General features: G+C 74.6%; 17 protein-coding genes. 4 read left to right on the top strand and 13 right to left on the bottom strand.

Annotation, left to right across the window (positions count from 1 at the left end):
• Positions 1-6: 6 nt before the first annotated feature.
• Positions 7-423: an STAS domain-containing protein gene (locus tag ACZ58X_RS11695; RefSeq protein WP_470333493.1), complete on the bottom strand. Its 417-nt coding sequence runs from the start codon at positions 421-423 to the stop codon at positions 7-9.
• Between the two features lie 205 nt (positions 424-628).
• Here ACZ58X_RS11695 and ACZ58X_RS11690 point away from each other — a divergent pair, with 205 nt between their 5' ends.
• Entirely contained in the window at positions 629-1180 is a 552-nt protein-coding gene (locus ACZ58X_RS11690; RefSeq protein WP_470333641.1) for a YbaK/EbsC family protein, read from the top strand.
• A 31-nt stretch (positions 1181-1211) separates the two neighbouring features.
• Here the strand turns inward: ACZ58X_RS11690 and ACZ58X_RS11685 are convergent, their stop codons facing one another.
• From ACZ58X_RS11685 to ACZ58X_RS11670, 4 genes are all read right to left on the bottom strand, one after another.
• A complete protein-coding gene (locus tag ACZ58X_RS11685; protein ID WP_470333492.1) occupies positions 1212-1478 on the bottom strand; it encodes a hypothetical protein in 267 nt (88 codons plus the stop codon).
• A 488-nt stretch (positions 1479-1966) separates the two neighbouring features.
• The gene (locus ACZ58X_RS11680) at positions 1967-2479 is read right to left on the bottom strand and encodes an STAS domain-containing protein (protein WP_470333491.1); all 513 of its coding nucleotides are present in this window, start codon (positions 2477-2479) and stop codon (positions 1967-1969) included.
• Between the two features lie 263 nt (positions 2480-2742).
• A complete protein-coding gene (locus ACZ58X_RS11675; RefSeq protein ID WP_470333490.1) occupies positions 2743-3063 on the bottom strand; it encodes a UBP-type zinc finger domain-containing protein in 321 nt (106 codons plus the stop codon).
• Positions 3060-4310 (bottom strand): NAD(P)/FAD-dependent oxidoreductase, encoded by a 1251-nt coding sequence (locus ACZ58X_RS11670; RefSeq protein WP_470333489.1) that lies wholly within the window; start codon positions 4308-4310, stop codon positions 3060-3062. The genes ACZ58X_RS11675 and ACZ58X_RS11670 overlap by 4 nt, the downstream gene beginning before the upstream one ends.
• A gap of 193 nt (positions 4311-4503) precedes the next feature.
• Here ACZ58X_RS11670 and ACZ58X_RS11665 point away from each other — a divergent pair, with 193 nt between their 5' ends.
• Together ACZ58X_RS11665 and ACZ58X_RS11660 are read left to right on the top strand one after the other, a co-directional pair.
• Positions 4504-5154 (top strand): alpha/beta fold hydrolase, encoded by a 651-nt coding sequence (locus ACZ58X_RS11665; RefSeq protein ID WP_470333488.1) that lies wholly within the window; start codon positions 4504-4506, stop codon positions 5152-5154.
• Positions 5155-5454: 300 nt separating this feature from the next.
• Positions 5455-6621: a ricin-type beta-trefoil lectin domain protein gene (locus ACZ58X_RS11660; RefSeq protein WP_470333487.1), complete on the top strand. Its 1167-nt coding sequence runs from the start codon at positions 5455-5457 to the stop codon at positions 6619-6621.
• An 18-nt stretch (positions 6622-6639) separates the two neighbouring features.
• Here ACZ58X_RS11660 and ACZ58X_RS11655 read toward each other — a convergent pair whose 3' ends face one another.
• The 6 genes from ACZ58X_RS11655 to ACZ58X_RS11630 all read right to left on the bottom strand — a co-directional run bounded on the left by ACZ58X_RS11655 (position 6640) and on the right by ACZ58X_RS11630 (position 13137).
• A complete protein-coding gene (locus ACZ58X_RS11655; protein WP_470333486.1) occupies positions 6640-7317 on the bottom strand; it encodes a response regulator in 678 nt (225 codons plus the stop codon).
• Between the two features lie 71 nt (positions 7318-7388).
• Positions 7389-8183, bottom strand: a complete 795-nt coding sequence (locus tag ACZ58X_RS11650; RefSeq protein ID WP_470333485.1) for a universal stress protein — start codon at positions 8181-8183, stop codon at positions 7389-7391.
• 12 nt (positions 8184-8195) lie between these two features.
• Positions 8196-8798 carry a CBS domain-containing protein gene (locus ACZ58X_RS11645; protein ID WP_470333484.1) on the bottom strand — a complete coding sequence of 201 codons (603 nt, stop codon included), beginning with the start codon at positions 8796-8798 and terminating at the stop codon, positions 8196-8198.
• Positions 8799-8807: 9 nt separating this feature from the next.
• The gene (locus ACZ58X_RS11640; RefSeq protein WP_470333483.1) at positions 8808-9503 is read right to left on the bottom strand and encodes a CBS domain-containing protein; all 696 of its coding nucleotides are present in this window, start codon (positions 9501-9503) and stop codon (positions 8808-8810) included.
• A 203-nt stretch (positions 9504-9706) separates the two neighbouring features.
• A complete protein-coding gene (locus ACZ58X_RS11635) occupies positions 9707-10396 on the bottom strand; it encodes a CBS domain-containing protein (RefSeq protein ID WP_470333482.1) in 690 nt (229 codons plus the stop codon).
• A gap of 5 nt (positions 10397-10401) precedes the next feature.
• Positions 10402-13137: a bifunctional acetate--CoA ligase family protein/GNAT family N-acetyltransferase gene (locus tag ACZ58X_RS11630; protein WP_470333481.1), complete on the bottom strand. Its 2736-nt coding sequence runs from the start codon at positions 13135-13137 to the stop codon at positions 10402-10404.
• A gap of 274 nt (positions 13138-13411) precedes the next feature.
• Here ACZ58X_RS11630 and ACZ58X_RS11625 point away from each other — a divergent pair, with 274 nt between their 5' ends.
• Entirely contained in the window at positions 13412-14290 is an 879-nt protein-coding gene (locus tag ACZ58X_RS11625) for a universal stress protein (RefSeq protein WP_470333480.1), read from the top strand.
• Between the two features lie 250 nt (positions 14291-14540).
• Here ACZ58X_RS11625 and ACZ58X_RS11620 read toward each other — a convergent pair whose 3' ends face one another.
• Both ACZ58X_RS11620 and ACZ58X_RS11615 read right to left on the bottom strand, forming a co-directional pair.
• Entirely contained in the window at positions 14541-15362 is an 822-nt protein-coding gene (locus ACZ58X_RS11620) for an ABC transporter permease subunit (RefSeq protein ID WP_470333479.1), read from the bottom strand.
• On the bottom strand, positions 15359-16288 hold the full coding sequence (locus tag ACZ58X_RS11615; RefSeq protein ID WP_470333478.1) for an ABC transporter ATP-binding protein: 930 nt from the start codon (positions 16286-16288) through the stop codon (positions 15359-15361). Before ACZ58X_RS11615 ends, ACZ58X_RS11620 begins: the two co-directional genes overlap by 4 nt.
• Positions 16289-16658: the final 370 nt, after the last annotated feature.

The following is a 16658-nucleotide window of genomic DNA, read 5'->3' as shown; positions in this document are numbered from 1 at the left end:
CGCTCCTCACTCCACGCCGCCGCCGGTACCCGGCGGCGGATCCGTGGTCTCCAGAGCGGCGTGGAGATCGGGGTGGATCCGCAGCGCGCTACCGGCCTCGGTGATCGCGAACAACCGGGCCACCGCCGGCCGTGGTCCGGCCAGTTCCAGCCCCAGTCCGGCCGCCTCGGCGTCCAGCCGGGCGCGCAGCAGGACGTTCAGCCCGGTGGAGTCGCAGAACCGCAGGTCCGCGAGATCGACGACGACCCGCTCCTCACCGTCGGCGGGCGGACGGGCGAGCGCCGCCCGCAGGCCGTCGGCGCTGTCGTGGTCCAGTTCACCGGCCACGGAGACCACCCGCACCGGGCCCTCCCGCCGCACCACGACGCGCAGGCCGGCGTGCTCCTGCTCCCCCGCACTGGACTGCTCGGCCGGCCGTGGCATGGCGTACTCCCGGTCCGCTCGGGGCGGCGTGCTGCCGTCCCGACCATGATGCCGCGCGGCCCACCGGCCCGCGCGGACGGCCCGGGCCCGGTAACCGCCGCCCAGGACGGGCCGGGCCCATCACCTCGTCCACGTCCATGCCCCGCGCCTGCCCACCCCCGCCGTCCGGAAACAACCGCGCTACAGTCCCCCCATGAGCGATCCGGTGCACCCGCCCTTCGGAAACTTCACGGCCGTCCTCCCGGCACTGGAGGTCTGCGACGACCTCGCCGCCCCCGTGGCCGATGCCTTGAAGAACTGGGACGCACGGGAGGCGGCCGAGTCCGTGCTGTACGTGGACACCGACCCCGAGAAGGCGGACACCGCGGTGTTCTGCGAGTTCTACCAGGCACCGCCGGAGCTCTCCGCGAACTGCGTGGTGGTCGCGGCCAAACGCGGCGGGGAGGTCACCCTGGCCGCCTGCCTCGCCCTCGCCACCACCCGGGTGGACGTGAACAAGGCCGTCCGTACCCACCTGGGCGCGCGGAAGGCCTCGTTCGCACCGATGGACACGGCGGTCGCCCTGACCGGCATGGAGTACGGGGGCATCACCCCCGTCGGCCTGCCCGGCACCTGGCCGCTGCTCATCGACGAGGCGGTGGCCGCCGCCCCGGCCGTCCTGGTCGGCAGCGGCCGACGCCGGGGCAAACTCATCCTCCCCGGACGGGCCCTGGCCCAGCTCCCGGGCGCCGAGGTGCTGGCGGGCCTGGCCGTCTGAGAGCCCGGAGCCGCCACCGCAGCACCCACGGTCACAGCGTGCGCAGAGCCCGCTCGCACTCCTGGCACCGCAGGTCGCCGAGCGCGGGCGGGTACCACGGGTCCCCGGGCCGGGTCGGCCGGTAGTGCGCGTGCTCCAGCGGTCCGGTCTCCAGCCCGCACAGGGTGTACGGCTGCGGGTCCTCCGGAACGTCGGGATCGGCCCCGGCGGCGTGCACCGCGAACACGGTGGGTTCGACACCCTCCGCGCCGATGGCCCCGTCGGATTCCAGCTCGAAGAGCACGATGATCGATCCCATGCCCCGAGCCTCGATCATCCCCTGCGGACCCACATCCGGGGGTGGGCCGTTCGGGACCACACCCGCGTCCCGCCGACTCCGCACCGGGACCCGCGAACCGGAGGGTCATCCCGCTTCCGCAGAGCCCGACTTGAGACGTGCAGGTCCTTGCCGGAACGCCCCCGCCCGGTCGAGGCGCGCACGCACGCCGCCCCGGTCGGCAGGGCCGACCGGGGCGGATCGTGGGGTTCCGAGGCTGATCAGCGCTCAGCAACCACCGGCGCGGCCGGTTCCGTCGTTGCGCCTCGCGGGAACCGGCGCCCAGCACCGGCTCACGCCCGCGGGCACGCCGCGGCCGCGGGCGGTGGGTGTGCCGCCCCGGCCCGGGCTGCGCCGTGGCGCCCGGTCGTCAGGGTGACCGGTGGCTCGGCGATGCCGTGCTTCACGGGGCTTCCAGTAGCCCAGGACAAGTGCCGCGAGCATCGGTGCGCAGGTCAGGAGGGTGAACGTCATGACGTTGCCGCCGTCGTCAGCCGACCGGGCCGGGCCGGGTGGTGCCGCCGCGGTGCGTGGGCGCGGGGCCCGGCCGGGGCGTGGCCGGTGCCGCCCGGCGGCTCGACGTACCGGGTGAAGGCGCCGGACGCCCCGTAGGCGGCGGCCGCCGCGTCCAGGAGCCGTTGGACGGTCCGGGAGCGGGTGGTGAGCCGCAGTCGGCGTCCGTCCCGGGTCCACCACCGCAGGACGGCGAGGAAGCCGGAGTCGGCGAAGGTGACGCGCGAGGTGTCCAGCGCGAGGCCGGTGTGGCCGTCGGCGGCCGCCGAGGCGAGCAGTGCCCGCAGCGGGGCGGCGGTGAAGTGGTCGATCTCTCCGGCGAGATGGAGGACCAGGGTGCTGCCGAGAGTGGCGCGGGAGTGGACGGTTATGGGGCAGGGCGCGGTGTCCGCGCCCTGGTCGTGCGGGGTGGGACCGGTGGGCGTCGGAAGGGCGCCGGGCAGTATCGGGGCGGTGGTTGAGGTAGTCACGTCCCGCTCAACGCCTCCCGGCGGCGGCCGGCAACGACCCGCGCGGCCCTTTCACCCCATCTGACCAGCAGCGATCCACCGGGGGAACGGTTTCCACCCGGATGAGGCATATCGAGACCGCGGTGCCACGCCGATGGGGGACGCCCTCCCGCCCGCTGGACGCTGGGCTCTGCCGAACGGGCCCGGGGCCGGTCACCGCCGTGACACCGGGTGGCCCCCGGTCAGAGGCCCCGCGCGGCCGGCCGGCGCATCGGTCGCCCGGGTCAGGCGGGGCGCAGGAAGACCTCGTCGGTGTAGCACCAGGCCCAGTCCTCGCCGGGCTGGAGGGACCGGGCGAGGTGGTGACCGCCGGTGGTGCGGGCATGGTGATGGGCGTGCTGTCCGGGCGAGCTGTCGCAGCAGCCGACGTGCCCACAGCTCAGGCAGGCCCGCAGGTGCACCCAGGTCCGGCCGGTCCGCAGGCATTCCTCGCAGCCCGGGACCGGGTTGGCGGGAGCCTCCCGGAGGCCGTCCAGGTGGCCGCAGGTACGCTGGACGACCAGGCCCGGATCGACCGCGACGCGCCAGGCACGCTGCTCGTTCATGCCGGCCGGATTCCCGGCCCGGCCAGATCGGCCAGCACCTCCCGGGCGGCCCGGGCGCCCGAGGCGAGCGCCCCCTGCACCGAGCCGGTGGCCCGGTGGTCCCCGCAGACGTAGCGCCCCGGCGCGAACCTGGTGCTGCGGCTGAGCAGGAGCGGCGCCGGACCGGCCGGCAGCGCCTCGGCGATCCGGTACTCCTCCAGCTGCTCCCAGCCCGAGGTGTCCGCCCCGTACAGCGCACCGGCCCGGCCCCGGGCCGCCCGCTCGTCCGCGTCCGTCCCCAGGACCGAGGTCGACACCAGCGCCCGCCCGTCCGGTGAACAGCCGGGGACGACCTCCGACAGCACCACCGTGTTCAGCACCTGCCGGTCCGCGTCCACGACCAGCGTCGGCTCGCGCAACGGGCTGACCGGCGCCGCGTGGTAGAAGGTCGTCACCGCCCTCGCCGCCGGCACCTCCAGGCCCGGCAACAGCCGGGTGGCCTGCGCCATCCCGGTCGCCACCACGACGGCGCGGGTCCGCAGCACCGAGCCGTCCGCGAGCGCCGCCCCGCCCGCCGTCACCCGTTCCACCCGGGTGCCGCACACCAGCCGGTCCGCCGGCAGCCGGGCCGCCAACTGCCGTGGCACGGCCCCGATGCCGTCCTGCGGCAGGCAGAGGCTCCCGCGCAGCATGCTGCGCCACACCAGGTGGAACAGCCGGCTGGAGGTCTCCAGCCCCTCCTCCAGGAACACCCCGGCCAGGAACGGGCCGAGCACCCCGTCGACGGTGCGCCGCGACACCCCGGCCCGGCGCAGCGCGCGGCCGGTGCCGGTCTCCGGCAGGCGTTTGAGCAGGGCGGCGGGCAGCGCCGCGTCCCCCGCCCCCAGCAGCCCCAGTGCGGCCAGGTCGCGCAGCGGCAGCAGCCTGCCGGGCAGCAGGTCACCGGCCCGGCCCGGGCGCCTGGTCGGATCGACGAAGCGGCGCGTGCCCCGGGCGCCGGCCAGCAGGAACCCGGGGGTGAACGGGCGCAGCCCCAGGGCGCCCAGCTCCAGTCGCCTCCTGACCTGCGGGTAGGCGGTGTTGAACACCTGGAAGCCGCGATCGAGCCGGAAGCCCCGGACCACGTGGGTGCGCATCCGTCCGCCCACCTCGTCGGCGGCCTCCACGACCAGGACATCCCGTCCGGCCTCGGTCAGATCCAACGCACAGGCCAGACCGGCCAGGCCCGCGCCGACCACGACCACTTCCGCCGCTGACTCTCGTAGCATCCTGCTCACCGGCTTCCTGTCGAGTACGGACCGCGCCGCGGGCCGTGGTGGCCCGCCGGGCGCGCGGGGTGCATCATCGGCCGTCCTCTTTTCGGAGGCCGGTGGCCGAACGGATTGGATCCGGCAATCCGGGACGGTGTGCGGCGACGAACACCCGGTGCACCCGCGCACTCGGCGGCGAACGGGAGGACCCATGCCGCACACCTGGGAGCACCTACGGATCCACTACCGGCCCGACCTGCCCGACGCCGGGGTGCTCCTGCTGCCGGGCGGCCGCTCGGACGGCCTCGCGCCACCTCGTCGCGCGAACCTGCCGGCCCTGCGCATGCTGCTGTTCGCCCGGGCCCTGCGCCGCCCCCTCCCCCGTGCCGTCGTCGCGTCCGTGCGCTACCGTCACCGCGGCTGGAACGGGCCCCGCGCCGATCCCGTGACGGACGCACGGGCTGCGCTGGTCGAGCTCGAAGGACTCGTTCCGGAGGCTCCGCTGCTGCTGGTCGGCCACTCCATGGGGGCCAGGGCCGCCCTGGCCGCCGCCGGCCGCCCCTCGGTGGTCGGAGTGGTCGCGCTGGCCCCGTGGTGCCCGCCCGGCGATCCGGTGGACCAGCTGGCGGGCCGGCAGGTCCTCGTCCTGCACGACGGGGAGGACCGTGTCACCTCGGCCGCCCTGGCGTGGGAGTTCGCCCACCGGGCCGCTGCCGCGGGCGCCGTCGTCGAGGCCGTGCTCATGGCCCGGGGTGGTCACACGATGGTGCGTGGCGCCTGCGAATGGCACCGGCTGACCGCGGAGTTCGCGGCGGCGGTCCTGGGCGGTGCGAAGGCGCCCGGACCGTGGCCCCGTCCGTAGCTGCCCCGCCCCGAACCGCCTGCGACAAGCTTCGACCACGCGACCACCCGCCCGGCCCCTACGGTTCCGGCACGACCGGATTGGGCATGAAATCGCACAATCCCCTTGCGGCTGACCTGGATTCGCCGAGCGTGAATACCAATAGAAACGTGCTGTCGTCCGTACACTTCCCGACGGGTGGAGTGGAATTCACCATTCCCGTACCGCCCGGTGTGATTTTCCGGAAGAGCTTCCGAGCCGTTCGCGACCTTCCGCGTCAGTGGCATTCCCCCGCACCATCACTCCACCGAGGAGGACCCTTTGCGCTTCCGCACCAGACCCACCGGACTCGTCGCGCGAGCAGTCGGCGCGACGCTCTCCCTGCTGATCGCCGCCCTGGGACTCGCCGGTCCGGCGGCGGCTGCGGGCTCGACCCCCGGCTCGTACAGCCACTACGGCTTCCCCGCCGCGACTTCGGCCCTGAGCTCGGTCACCTTCGGCACCACGGTGCAGTCCGACCCCGGACGGGGCAACGTCTTCTGGTCGCACCAGTTCGGGTTCACCAACGGGGTCTCCGGCTACATCGGCATGCAGCGGCACCGCACCGATCCCGGCATGTTCCTGTTCTCGCTGTGGGGCTCGACCGGCGCACAGCCCGGCGACAGCGGGACCTACTGCCAGACCTTCACCGAGAGCGGGAGCGGTGGCTACACCTGCCGCCTCAACGCCGGCTTCACCGCGGGCCACGGCTACCGCTACGACATCACACCCGCGGACCCCGGCTGGTACCGGGCGAAGATCACCGACACCACCGCCGGGACCTCGTTCGTGCTCGGCACACTCCAGGTCGGTTCCGGGCTGATCCAGGCGAACGGCATGGTCGACTGGGTCGAGTACTTCGATTGGAACAACAACGCGGCGACCTGCGCCGACGAGCCCTCCTCCGCGGCCCTGTTCACCGCGCCCACCGGGGTCGACGCGACGAACGGGTTGACCGTCCACTCCACCGTCACCAGCACGTCGGTCAGCAGCACCTGTTCCGGGCAGGCGACCGTCACCCCGGCGACCGGAGGCAGCACCCACCGCGACGCCATCGGCAACAGCCCGTCCGGGTCCATCACCGGCATCGGCGGCCAGTGCGTGGACATCACCGGCGGCTCCAGCACCGACGGCACCCGGCTGGAGCTGTGGCCCTGCGGCCAGTGGTCGAACAACCAGAACTGGGTGCTGGCCGACGACGGCACCGTCCACGCCCTGTTCAAGTGCATGACCGCACTCGGCTCCGGCACCGCCAACGGCACCGCGGTCGTGCTCTCCACCTGCAACGGCTCCCCCGGCCAGCAGTGGGCCCTGACCAATGGCACCCTGGTCAACCCGAACTCCCACCGCTGCCTCGACGCCACCGGCGGGAGCGCCACCGCCGGCACCGAGCTGGAGCTGTGGAACTGCACCGGCAACGCCAACCAGCGGTGGCACACTCCTGCCTGACGCGGTCCGCGCCCGCACTCACCGCGGGCGCTGGTGGTGCTGCCCGGGCTCCTCGGCGTGGGCGGCGAGGACGGCGGCTTGGAGGCGGCGCTCCACCCCGAGCTTGGCGAGCAGGCGCGAGACGTGGTTCTTCACCGTCTTCTCGGCGAGGTAGAGCTCCTGACCGATCTGCCGGTTGGTCCTGCCCTCGCCGACGAGGGCGAGGATCTCCCGTTCGCGTGGTGTGAGGCCGGCCAGTGCGGCGTCGGTCGCACTCTCCTCGTGGTGGCGCAGGCTCTCCATCAGCTTGCGGGTGGTCGCCGGGTCGAGCATGGACTGGCCGGAGGCCACCGTCCGTACCGCGCCGACCAGGTCCGCGCCCTTGACCTGTTTGAGGACGTAGCCGGCCGCTCCGGCCATGATCGCGTCGAGCAGGGCGTCGTCGTCGTCGAAGGAGGTCAACATCAGGCAGACCAGCTCCGGCATCCGGTCGCGCAGCTCCCGGCAGACGGTGACGCCGTCGCCGTCCGGCAGGCGGACGTCGAGCACGGCGACGTCCGGGCGCAGCGCCGGCACCCTGGCGAGGGCCTGCGCGCAGGTGCCCGCCTCGCCGACGACCTCGATGTCCGATTCGGCCTCCAGCAGGTCACGGACACCGCGCCGCACCACCTCGTGGTCGTCCAACAGGAACACCCGGACGGGCAGGCGCGGGTCCATGGGCTGCTCCCTGGGATGCACGGTCGGTGGCACCACCGATTCTGCGCCGTCTCGGCGCCGGGCGCACCGGGTCAGCCGCGCGGAACGACGGCGACCGGGCACCAGGCGCGGCGGACGACGGTCCGGGTGACCGGGCCGAGGCGCTGCCCGGTGCGGCCGAGCACGAGGAGGCCGGCGGAGCGGGAGGCGTCCGCCAGCGCGTCGGCGGCAGGGGCGCGCCGGACGTCCGGGACGGCGGCCGACTCACGCCCCCGGGCCAGCAGCTCGGCAAGTGCGCGCTCCTCCGTTTCGGCGCGACCCGCCTGCTCCGCAGTGGTGAAGAGCTGCCGGTCCGCCATCCAGGTGTGGAGGACCCGTAGGCGGACGCCGCGGACGGCCGCGGCCTGCCGGGCGAAGACGAGCGCGGCCTCGGCAGGGTCGTGGGCGTCGATGCCCACGACCACCTCGCGGGGTGGCCCGGTCGTCCCCGGGTTCGCCCGGACCAGGACGACGGGGCAGACCGCGCGGGCCGCGGCGGCGAGCCCGACCGAACCGCGCAGGCCGTGTGGCGCGGATGAGCCGAGCACCAGCAGCTCGGCCGAATCCGCTGCGGCCGTGATCCCGGCCGGCGCGTGCTCGTCCAGCAGGGCCGTGTCGAACTCCAGGCCGGGGTGGTTCGTCCGCACCCGCTCGGCGATGTCGGCGAGCATGCCGAGCGCCCGGCCGCGTGCCTCGCTGACGCCGGGCAGCCCGGGCACCGCGTGCTGCAGGCGGGGCCAGGCGTACACGAGTCGCAGCCGGGCGTCGCGCAGGCGAGCCTCGTCGGCGGCCCAGCGGGCGGCGGCAAGGCTCTCCGGCGAGCCGTCGACGGCGGCGATGACGAGCACCGCGGTCCCCACTCAGGCCGGCGCGGTGAGCCGGAGTTCGACGCCCACCACCCCGGGCACGGAGCGCACCAGGCGTTCCAGGACGGGCGCGGAGACGACGTCGGGCAGACCGCCGGACAGGATGATCCGGCCGTTCTCGGAACGAACGTCGGTGTCCACCGCGGCGGCCGGGCCGAGGGTGGAGACCAGTTCGAAGCGGACCCGGTCGGCGAGTTCGCGGTCGTCCTCCAGATAGACCTTCAGCAGGTCGCCCCGGCTGACGATGCCGACCAGGTAGTCCTCCTCGTCCACGACCGGGAGCCGCTTGAGGTGGCCTCGGGCCATCGCGCGGGCGGCTTCGTCAAGGGGGCTGCGGGGGTGCACGGTGACCGCCGGGACGGACATCATCCGCCCAGCGGTCAGCGCCTCGGCGCGCTCGCCGTCGCGGTCCCCGGCGATGAGCAGGTCGGCCTCGGACACCACCCCGATCACCCGGCCGTCGCCGCTCAGCACGGGCACCGCGCTGACCTGCCAGCGTTGCAGGGTCTCGGCGACCTCACGGAAGTCCGCGTCCCGGCCGACGGCCACCACCGCACGGGTCATGACGTCGGCGACGGTGCTCGGTGTGCTGGTCACGGTGGCCTCCTACGATGCGGCGCGGTACGCGCGGGGGTGTTCCAGATGCGGATCGCTGTCGTCGTCGGCCCAGTCGAGCGTGGAGTGGACGGCGACCACGCCGTCCACCGCCCGGCAGAGCTGCTCGGTGATCGGGACCAGGCTGCGGCGCGGCAGCCTGCCCTCCAGCGTGACCACGCCGTCGTGCACCGCCACCTGGACGTCGCCGGGGGCGAGCCAGAGGGTCTGGCCGAGCACGTCGTGGTTGATCTCGTCCCGGATCGCCGCGTCGTGGCGCAGGAACACCTCCAGCAGGTCACGGCGGCTGACGATGCCGACCAGGCGGCCGACCTCGTCGACCACGGGCAGGCGCTTGACCTTGTGCCTGTCCATGGCCCGGGCGGCCTCGGGCACCGACCAGCCGGGGCGGGCGGTGACGGCGGGGCTGGTCATCAGCCCGCCGGCCGTCTCGGCCTCGGCGCGGGCCCGGTCCGTGGCGTCCAGCCAGCGTCCGGGAAACCGGCCCTCGGGGTCGGGCAGGACGGCCGCCTTCCGGATCAGGTCCGCCTCCGACACCATGCCGAGCGGCCGGCCCTGGTCGTCGATCACCGGGACGGCGGTGATGTCGTTGCGGTGGAACAGCGCCGCGACCTCCTTGAACGGCGTGTCGGGCCGGGCGGTGACGACCTCGTGGGTCATCACGTCGTTGACGCTGCGGTGCTGCATCGTCCTCACTCCTCCTCCGGTGGGTCCGCCTTCACTGTCCGCCCGCCCTGTCCGCGCCGGACAGGGCCGGACGGTCCCTGTCCGGTGGGCCGATCCGGCCCGTCTTCCGGGCCCCTGCCGTCCCCGCGCCTGCCGCCCGCATCCGGGAACTCCTGGTCGCGACCTGACCGGGTCGTCCGTCGAGCCGACGGGATGGCGCCCGGTCAGGGAGAGGACGACGGCTCGATGTCGTCGACGTCCCAGGTGAGGTGGTCGGCGAGGCCTGCCAGGCCGTCGAGGCGGGCGATCTGGAGGCAGAGGGCGGCGGCGTCGCTGCGGGTACGGGTGCGACCGGTGATCGAGACCAGGCCGCGTTCGCAGCGGATGTGCAGCGAGTTCGGGACGATGCCGCTGCCGGGGGTGAGGGCCAGGGCCAGGGCGCCGGAGCGGATCGCCTCGTCCTCGCGGCGCAGCGCGTCGAGCAGCCCGTGGGTGGAGAGCAGACCGGTCAGGCGGCCGTCGACGTCCACGACGGGCAGGTGGTGCAGGGAGTGCTCGGCCAGCAGGGCCGCCGCCTCGGCGGCGCCCGTGTCGCCGGTGACGGTGACCGCCGGGGTGGTCATCAGGTCACGGGCGAGCAGTTCGGCGTCGGCGTCCTGGTGGTCGGCGTAGGCGGCGAGCAGGTCGGAGGCGGCGACCACACCGGTGACGGTGCCGTCCGTCGTCACCACCGGCACGATGCCGCGCCGGGAGACGCTCAACGCGGCCGCGACGGTCGCGAAGTCGGTGCCCGGGGTGACGGCGACGGCGGGGCTGCTCATGCAGTCGCGGACCGTGGTACGACCGGGGGCACCCGCAGGACTGTCGGCCGGGAAGACCTCGGCCGGCCTGCCGTCCAGGATGCTGTGCTTCACGGTGTTCACCTCCCCTCGGCGGTCACTGGGCGCCGTAGTTTCCGCAGGTAGGGGTCGAAGGACGGCCTGCGTTCCAGGCGGACCCGGGCGTCCACGCAGACGGCACCGTCGGGGCGCAGGATGACGGGGTTGAGGTCCGCCTCGACGAGCTCCGGAAAGTCGTCGGCGAGCGCGGAGAGCCGGGCGAGTACGGAGCGGACCGCGGCGACGTCGACGCCGGGCTCGCCGCCGTCGCCCAGCAGCAGTGGTGCACTGCGCAGTTCGGTGACCATCGTGGTCAGGTCGCGCTCGCTCAGCGGGGCCAGCCGGGTCACCCGGTCGGCCAGGACCTCGGTGGCGGTGCCGCCCAGGCCGAGCATGACGAGCGGGCCGAAGACCCGGTCCTGGACGACTCCGGCCAGGAGCTCCAGCCCCGGGGCGGCCATCGGCTGGACCACCGCACCGGCCAGTTCCCCGGCAAAGCGCCGGCCGAAATCGCCGTAGGCGTCGCGCACTTCGGCGTCCGTGGCAAGACCCGTACGGACGGCGCCCACCGCGCTCTTGTGCACCTGCCCCGGCCAGTAGGCCTTCAGCGCCGCCTTCCCCTCGTGTCCGAGCCGGCGCAGCCCGGCGGCCGCGACGACGGCCGTGTGCTCGTCGCGGGCCCAGACGGAGGTGGTCAGCGGCAGCCCGTAGGCCTCCAGCAGGTCGGCGGTGGACAGCGGATCGAGCCAGCCTCCCTCGGGGTGGGCGGTCAGGTAGCCGTCCACCAGGCTGCGGGCGATTCGCCGGTCGCACTCCGGTCCGCCGGGGGGTGGAACGGCGGGCCCCGAGGGCGGTTCGGCGAGCCAACGGGCCCGGTCCCGGGCGTGCCGGAGGGCGCGGGCTGCGGCCACCGTGTCCGAGTAGACGGGCAGCGCTCCGCCGTCGGCGCAGGACCGGTAGCGGACGGGCACCTGCTGGTCGAGCAGGACCGCGGCGATCGGGACCCGACGCCGCGCCGGCCCCTCCAGCAACGCGTGCACGGGGTCGAGATCGGGGGTGACACCGAGCGCGGTCGGGACCAGGCACACCAGGATCGCGTCGATGCTCGGCTCGTTCTCCAACGCCCTCAGGAAATGGGTGAGTTCGACCGGTCCCACGGCCGCCGTGGTGTCCACCGGATTGCGGACGGAAGCACCCGGCGGAAGCAGCTTCCCGAGTTCGGCGGGGAGTTCCGGCAGGACCAGTCCGGCCTCGGCACAGGCGTCCGCGGCCAGGATGCCGATGCCGCCGGCGTTGGACACGACGGCGACCGCGCCGCGCGCGGAGGGCAGCGGCTGGGCGTGCAGCAGCGCGGCGGCCTCGACGAGTTCCTCGATGCTGTGGGTGGCGGTGATGCCGGCCTGGCGGAACAGCGCCTCCCGGGTCACGGTGGGGGTGGCTGCGGCCGCGGTGTGCGAGGCGGCGCCCCGGCGGCCGGCGGTGGAGCGCCCGGCGTCGACGGTCAGCACCGGGATCGTCCGGGTGACCCGGCGGGCGGTGCGGGCGAAGGCCCGCGGGTTGCCGAAGGACTCCAGATGGAGCAGGGCGAGATCGGTGCGGCCGTCCGCCTCCCACCACTGGAGCAGGTCGTTGCCGCTGACGTCGTACTTGTCACCGAGCGAGACGAAGCTCGACACCCCGATTCCGAGCCAGGCGAGCCGCTGGAGCAGCGCGATCCCCACGCCACCGCTCTGCACCGCCACCCCGGCACTGCCGGGCCTGGGGAAGGCGCCGCCGAACTCGGCGTCCAGCCGGACGGCCGGGTCGGTCTGGGCCATGCCCAAGCTGTTCGGCCCGACCAGGCGCATGCTGTGCCGACGGCAGGCCCTCATCAGTCCTCGGGCCTGATCAGCGCCGAGGCCGGAGGTGAGCACCACCAGCGCCCGCACCCCGGCGGCGCCGCACTCCTCCGCCGCCCCGGGGACGGCTCCGGCGGGCACCGCCAGCACGGCGAGGTCCGGCACGGCGGGCAGCGCGCGGAGGGAGGGGTACGCCGGCTCGCCGTCGATCTCGTCGGCGTGCGGGTTGACCGCCAGGACCGGACCCGCGAAACCGCCCCGACGGATCTTCCCGAACACGGTCCGCCCGACCGAGCCCGGCCGCCGGGACGCCCCGACCACCACGACCGAGGCCGGGCGCAGCAGAGCCGCCAGGCTGGCCACGTCCGCGCGACGGCCGCGCTCGTCCACGGCCGAGCGGTAGCGCTCGTCGGTCTCGTCCAGCGGCACCCGGATCCTGACCTCGCCCTGCGCGTACCGGCGCTCGACCGGCAGCCCGAGGCCGGCGAAGACCCGGTGGACGGCCCGGTTGCCGAACAGGGTGTCGGCCTCGAAGAAGCGGACACCGGCGGTGCGGGCGGCGTGCACCAGGTGCTCCAGCAGCAAGGTGGCCACTCCCAGGTGGTGCCAGCGGTCGGCCACGGCGAGGGCCAGTTCGGCGGTGTCCGGCGGGTCGTCCAGCGGTTCGCAGTCCGCCTCGCCGACCAGTTCGTCCCCCACCCAGGCGCCGAGTGCCAGCAGGCCCGGACGCCCCGGCCCGCACAGTCGGTCGGCGGCCTGCCTGGGAGCATCGCGGCTCACCCCGAAGAACCTCAGCCGACGGCTCTCCTCGGACATCCCGGTGGTGTGCAGGTCGAGCACCGCCCGGTGGTCCTGCGCCCCGAGCGGCCGGAGTGCCACCGTGGTGCCGTCGGCGAGCAGCGCCTCGGCGGTGTTCTGCGGCTGGTGGACGGTCGGCATGGCTCCTCCTCGGCCGGTCGCCGGGCTACCCTCCCAGCGTCCGCTTCCCCGCCTCGCCCCGCGAGGGCCGACCGGCCCCCGCCCGGCCCGCCGAGCGGCCCGGGCCGGGCGCCCGGCGCCCGGCCCGGGCAGCGCCGCACGGGCAGGGTGTGCCGCCGGGGGCTTCACGAGTGGGGCCGCCGGGCTCGGCGCCCCGGGCCGATCGGCCCTCGTGCCGGGACACGGAGCTGCCCAGTATGGGAGCAGGGTCCGGTCGAAGGCCCGAGGAGGAGCCATGACATCCGCAAGTCCCTACGACGGGGTCCGCGCCGTCGTCCTCGGCGTCGACGCGCTCGAGACCGGCCGCATGACCGCCGCCTGGGCCGCCGACGAGGCCGCCCGACGCGGGCTGCCGCTGCGGCTGGTGCACGCCGTCCCGTCGCTGTTCCGCGAGTTCCGCGCCCTCGACGAGGGCCGCTACCACAAGACGCTGCGCCGACGTGCCGACCAGGCGCTCGACCAGCCAGCCGAGACGGCGTGGGAGCGGCATCGCGGGCTGCCGCTGATGACGGCCGTCGAGGAGGACCTCCCGGCACTGGTGCTGTGCAGGGAGTCCGCCCACGCCGAGCTGGTCGTGCTCGGTTCCCGCCGCCTCAACCGGGTCCAGGAGGCGCTGAGCGTGTACTCGGTCGCCGTACCGGTGAGTGCCCAGTCCCACTGCCCGGTGGTCGTCGTCCGCGACGCCGAGCACGTCACCCAGGATCCGCCGTACGTCGTGGTCGGCGTGGACGGCAGCCCGTCCTCGGCCACCGCCGTCGACTTCGCCTTCGACCTGGCGGCCGAACGGCGGGCCGCGCTGCGCGTCCTCTGGGTCTGGCAGCGCCCGCCGGTCGGCAACCTTCACGAGCAGGCCACCGAGCAGCTCCTCCGCCGCATGCTCTTCGAGTCCACCACCGGACGGCACGAGCGCTACCCGGACGTCTCGGTCACCCACGAGCTGGTGCACGGCCACCCCGTCGAGGAACTCGCCGCCGCTGCCGAGCATGCCCTCGCCGTGGTCGTCGGCCGCCGTGGCAGCGGCGGGTTCACCGGCATGCGGCTCGGTTCCGTCCCGCACGGACTCCTGCACCGGGCACACTGCCCGATCGTTACGGTGCCCGCTCCCACGCACTGAGAGCGGGCCCACCCGGCGGCTCGAACCGAGCCGGACTGCCCGAGGCCGGGCCGCCCGTGGTAGGCGATCCCGGCCGTGCCGAAAGGTGGGGACCACGCGCACGGTGATCGTGTACGAGAGTGTGTACGGGAACACCCGCGAGATCGCCGAGGCCATCGCGGAGGGCGTTCACCCGGCGACCCCGGGGCGGCCGTCGACTACCTCCCGGTGACCGGGGCGGACACCGAGGTGACCCGGTCCGCGCACCTCGTCAGGGCGCGAGGTCCCGGCGCAGCAGCAGCGGGACGGCGGCGCCGAGGCCCGCGAGCCCGACGGCCACGAGCACGGCGAACGACCCCCAGGCGAAACCGCCTCGGGCGAGCGCGTCACCCGGGGTGTAGTAGTGGAACGGGCTCAGGTAGCGCAGCGCGGCGGCGGGCTGCCAGGCCAGGGCGATGAAGTTGACGGCGAACCCCACGGCTCCCAGGGCGATGGTGGCTCCGACGACCTGGGCCCGGTGTCGTACCGCGGCCGAGACGGCCACGGCCGGACCGGCCAGGCTGAGCGAGAACGCGCACCCCAGAACGCCGGCGGCGAGTACACCCCGTAGCGGGACCGCGTGGTGCAGGGCGGGGGAAAGGGCCACCCCGGCGCCGATCGTGAGCGTGGCGACGCCGTTGAGGACCAACGAGGCCACCAACACGGCCGCCACCCGCTCACCCAGCAGCCGCAACCGCGAGATCGGACGGGCCATCAGCAGCTCCACGGTGCCGGACTCGATGTCGGCCGCAACGGCGGCAGCGGCCAGCGAGCCGATGGCCGTCAGCTGCATGGCGATCCAGAAGGGGTGCACCAGGCCGGCCCCGAGCATGCCGGGATAGCTCGCGATGGACACGCCCCCGGCCGAGCCCGAGAACGCCTTCAACGCCTTCGGGACGCCTCCGCCCGCGCCGCCGAAGAGCTGCGCGGGCGGCACGGCCCGGACGACCACCACGATCAGGATCTCGAACACGACCATGCCCACGGCCAGGAACGCCAGCATCCGGCGCCGCCGGTGCAGGGCCAGCCAGAACAGGGGGAACCGGGCTCTCATGGCCGTACCTCCTCCGCCTCGACGTCCTGCCGGTAGAGGTCGAGGAACGCCTCGTCCAGTCCGACCTCCTCAACCGACAGGTCCGTCACCGGCAACTCGGCCAGGAGTCTTCCGAGTTCACCGACCAACTCCGCCGGGGAGATCAGGAGCTGCACCTCGGCGCCGCGCCACTGCGGCGACCACCGTTCCACCCCGGGCAGCTCCCGGGGGACCGGCCCGTCGCCCAGCACCAGCCGGACCCGTCTCGCGCGCTCCTCACGCAGCTCCGAGACCCCCCGTACCGCGACCAGCCGCCCCTCCCGGACGAGTGCGACCCGGCCGCAGGCCCGCTGCACCTCCGGCAGCACATGGCTGGAGAGGAGCACCGTGCGACCGGCGGCCGCCGCCTCCGTGAGCAGTTCGAAGAAGACCTCCTGCACCAGCGGGTCCAGGCCCTCGGTCGGCTCGTCCAGGACCAGCACCTCCGGATCGTGCTGGAACGCCTGGGCCAGGCCCAGCTTCTGCTTCATCCCGCGCGAGTACCCCCGCACCGGCCGTGCCAGGTCCGCCGTCGTCAGCCCGAGGCGCTCGCACAGGGTGCCTCGGCGCGACGTCGGAGCCCCCTGGAGGTCCCCGAGCATCCGAAGCGTCTGCGCTCCGGTCAGCTCGGGGTACAGCCGAAGCTCCCCCGGCAGGTAGCCCAGCCGTGGCGCCAGCTTGCGGTGGTCGGCGACCGGATCCAACCCGAGCACGGACACGCGCCCGGAACTGGGCCGGAGCAGACCCACCAGACACCGGATGGTGGTGGTCTTCCCGGCCCCGTTCGGGCCGAGGAACCCGAACACCTCACCGCGCTCCACGGCGAGGTCGAGTCCGTCGACACCCACCTCGCGGCCGTAGAACTTGCTCAGCGCGGCCAGCTCGATCGCCGGCCCGTTGCGGTCCATACCTGCCTCCCGCCCGTCCGACACCGTCGGCGGTCGTCCTGATACCACCAGTGCACCGCACCCGCGGCAGCGGGAACAGGGCCCCACGGGCCCCGTCCGCCGGGCCCATCGGCAGCGGCGAGCCACCCCTCGGGGGGACCCGGAGCCCGGTCGGTCCTCGACACCCCCGGGAAGGCGCGCCGCGGACCGCTCCCCCCGGGATTCCGCATCGGCGGCTCGGCCCCGCCCACCGGTCATCGGGGCCCACCGGCCTGGCGCTCGGGTCCGTCCGGCCCTCCCCTGCTCCAGCGACGGCGTTCGACCATGAGGGTGGTCATGGTTCCCCCGAAGAGCCGGTGACGGCGTCGGCCGGGGCCGAGGAGGAGGCCGC

The sequence above is a fragment of the Kitasatospora sp. NPDC040550 genome (genome assembly GCF_055594965.1).
This window is presented reverse-complemented; position numbering and strand designations above follow the sequence as displayed.

Excerpts from the sequence above, each read along its gene's own strand:
- ACZ58X_RS11695 (WP_470333493.1), bottom strand. The coding sequence starts at position 423 with ATGCCACGGCCGGCCGAGCAGTCCAGTGCGGGGGAGCAGGAGCACGCC.
- ACZ58X_RS11685 (WP_470333492.1), bottom strand. The coding sequence starts at position 1,478 with ATGGGATCGATCATCGTGCTCTTCGAGCTGGAATCCGACGGGGCCATC.
- ACZ58X_RS11675 (WP_470333490.1), bottom strand. The coding sequence starts at position 3,063 with ATGAACGAGCAGCGTGCCTGGCGCGTCGCGGTCGATCCGGGCCTGGTC.
- ACZ58X_RS11670 (WP_470333489.1), bottom strand. The coding sequence starts at position 4,310 with ATGCTACGAGAGTCAGCGGCGGAAGTGGTCGTGGTCGGCGCGGGCCTG.
- ACZ58X_RS11665 (WP_470333488.1), top strand. The coding sequence starts at position 4,504 with ATGCCGCACACCTGGGAGCACCTACGGATCCACTACCGGCCCGACCTG.
- ACZ58X_RS11655 (WP_470333486.1), bottom strand. The coding sequence starts at position 7,317 with ATGGACCCGCGCCTGCCCGTCCGGGTGTTCCTGTTGGACGACCACGAG.
- ACZ58X_RS11640 (WP_470333483.1), bottom strand. The coding sequence starts at position 9,503 with ATGCAGCACCGCAGCGTCAACGACGTGATGACCCACGAGGTCGTCACC.
- ACZ58X_RS11630 (WP_470333481.1), bottom strand. The coding sequence starts at position 13,137 with ATGCCGACCGTCCACCAGCCGCAGAACACCGCCGAGGCGCTGCTCGCC.
- ACZ58X_RS11625 (WP_470333480.1), top strand. The coding sequence starts at position 13,412 with ATGACATCCGCAAGTCCCTACGACGGGGTCCGCGCCGTCGTCCTCGGC.
- ACZ58X_RS11620 (WP_470333479.1), bottom strand. The coding sequence starts at position 15,362 with ATGAGAGCCCGGTTCCCCCTGTTCTGGCTGGCCCTGCACCGGCGGCGC.
- ACZ58X_RS11615 (WP_470333478.1), bottom strand. The coding sequence starts at position 16,288 with ATGGACCGCAACGGGCCGGCGATCGAGCTGGCCGCGCTGAGCAAGTTC.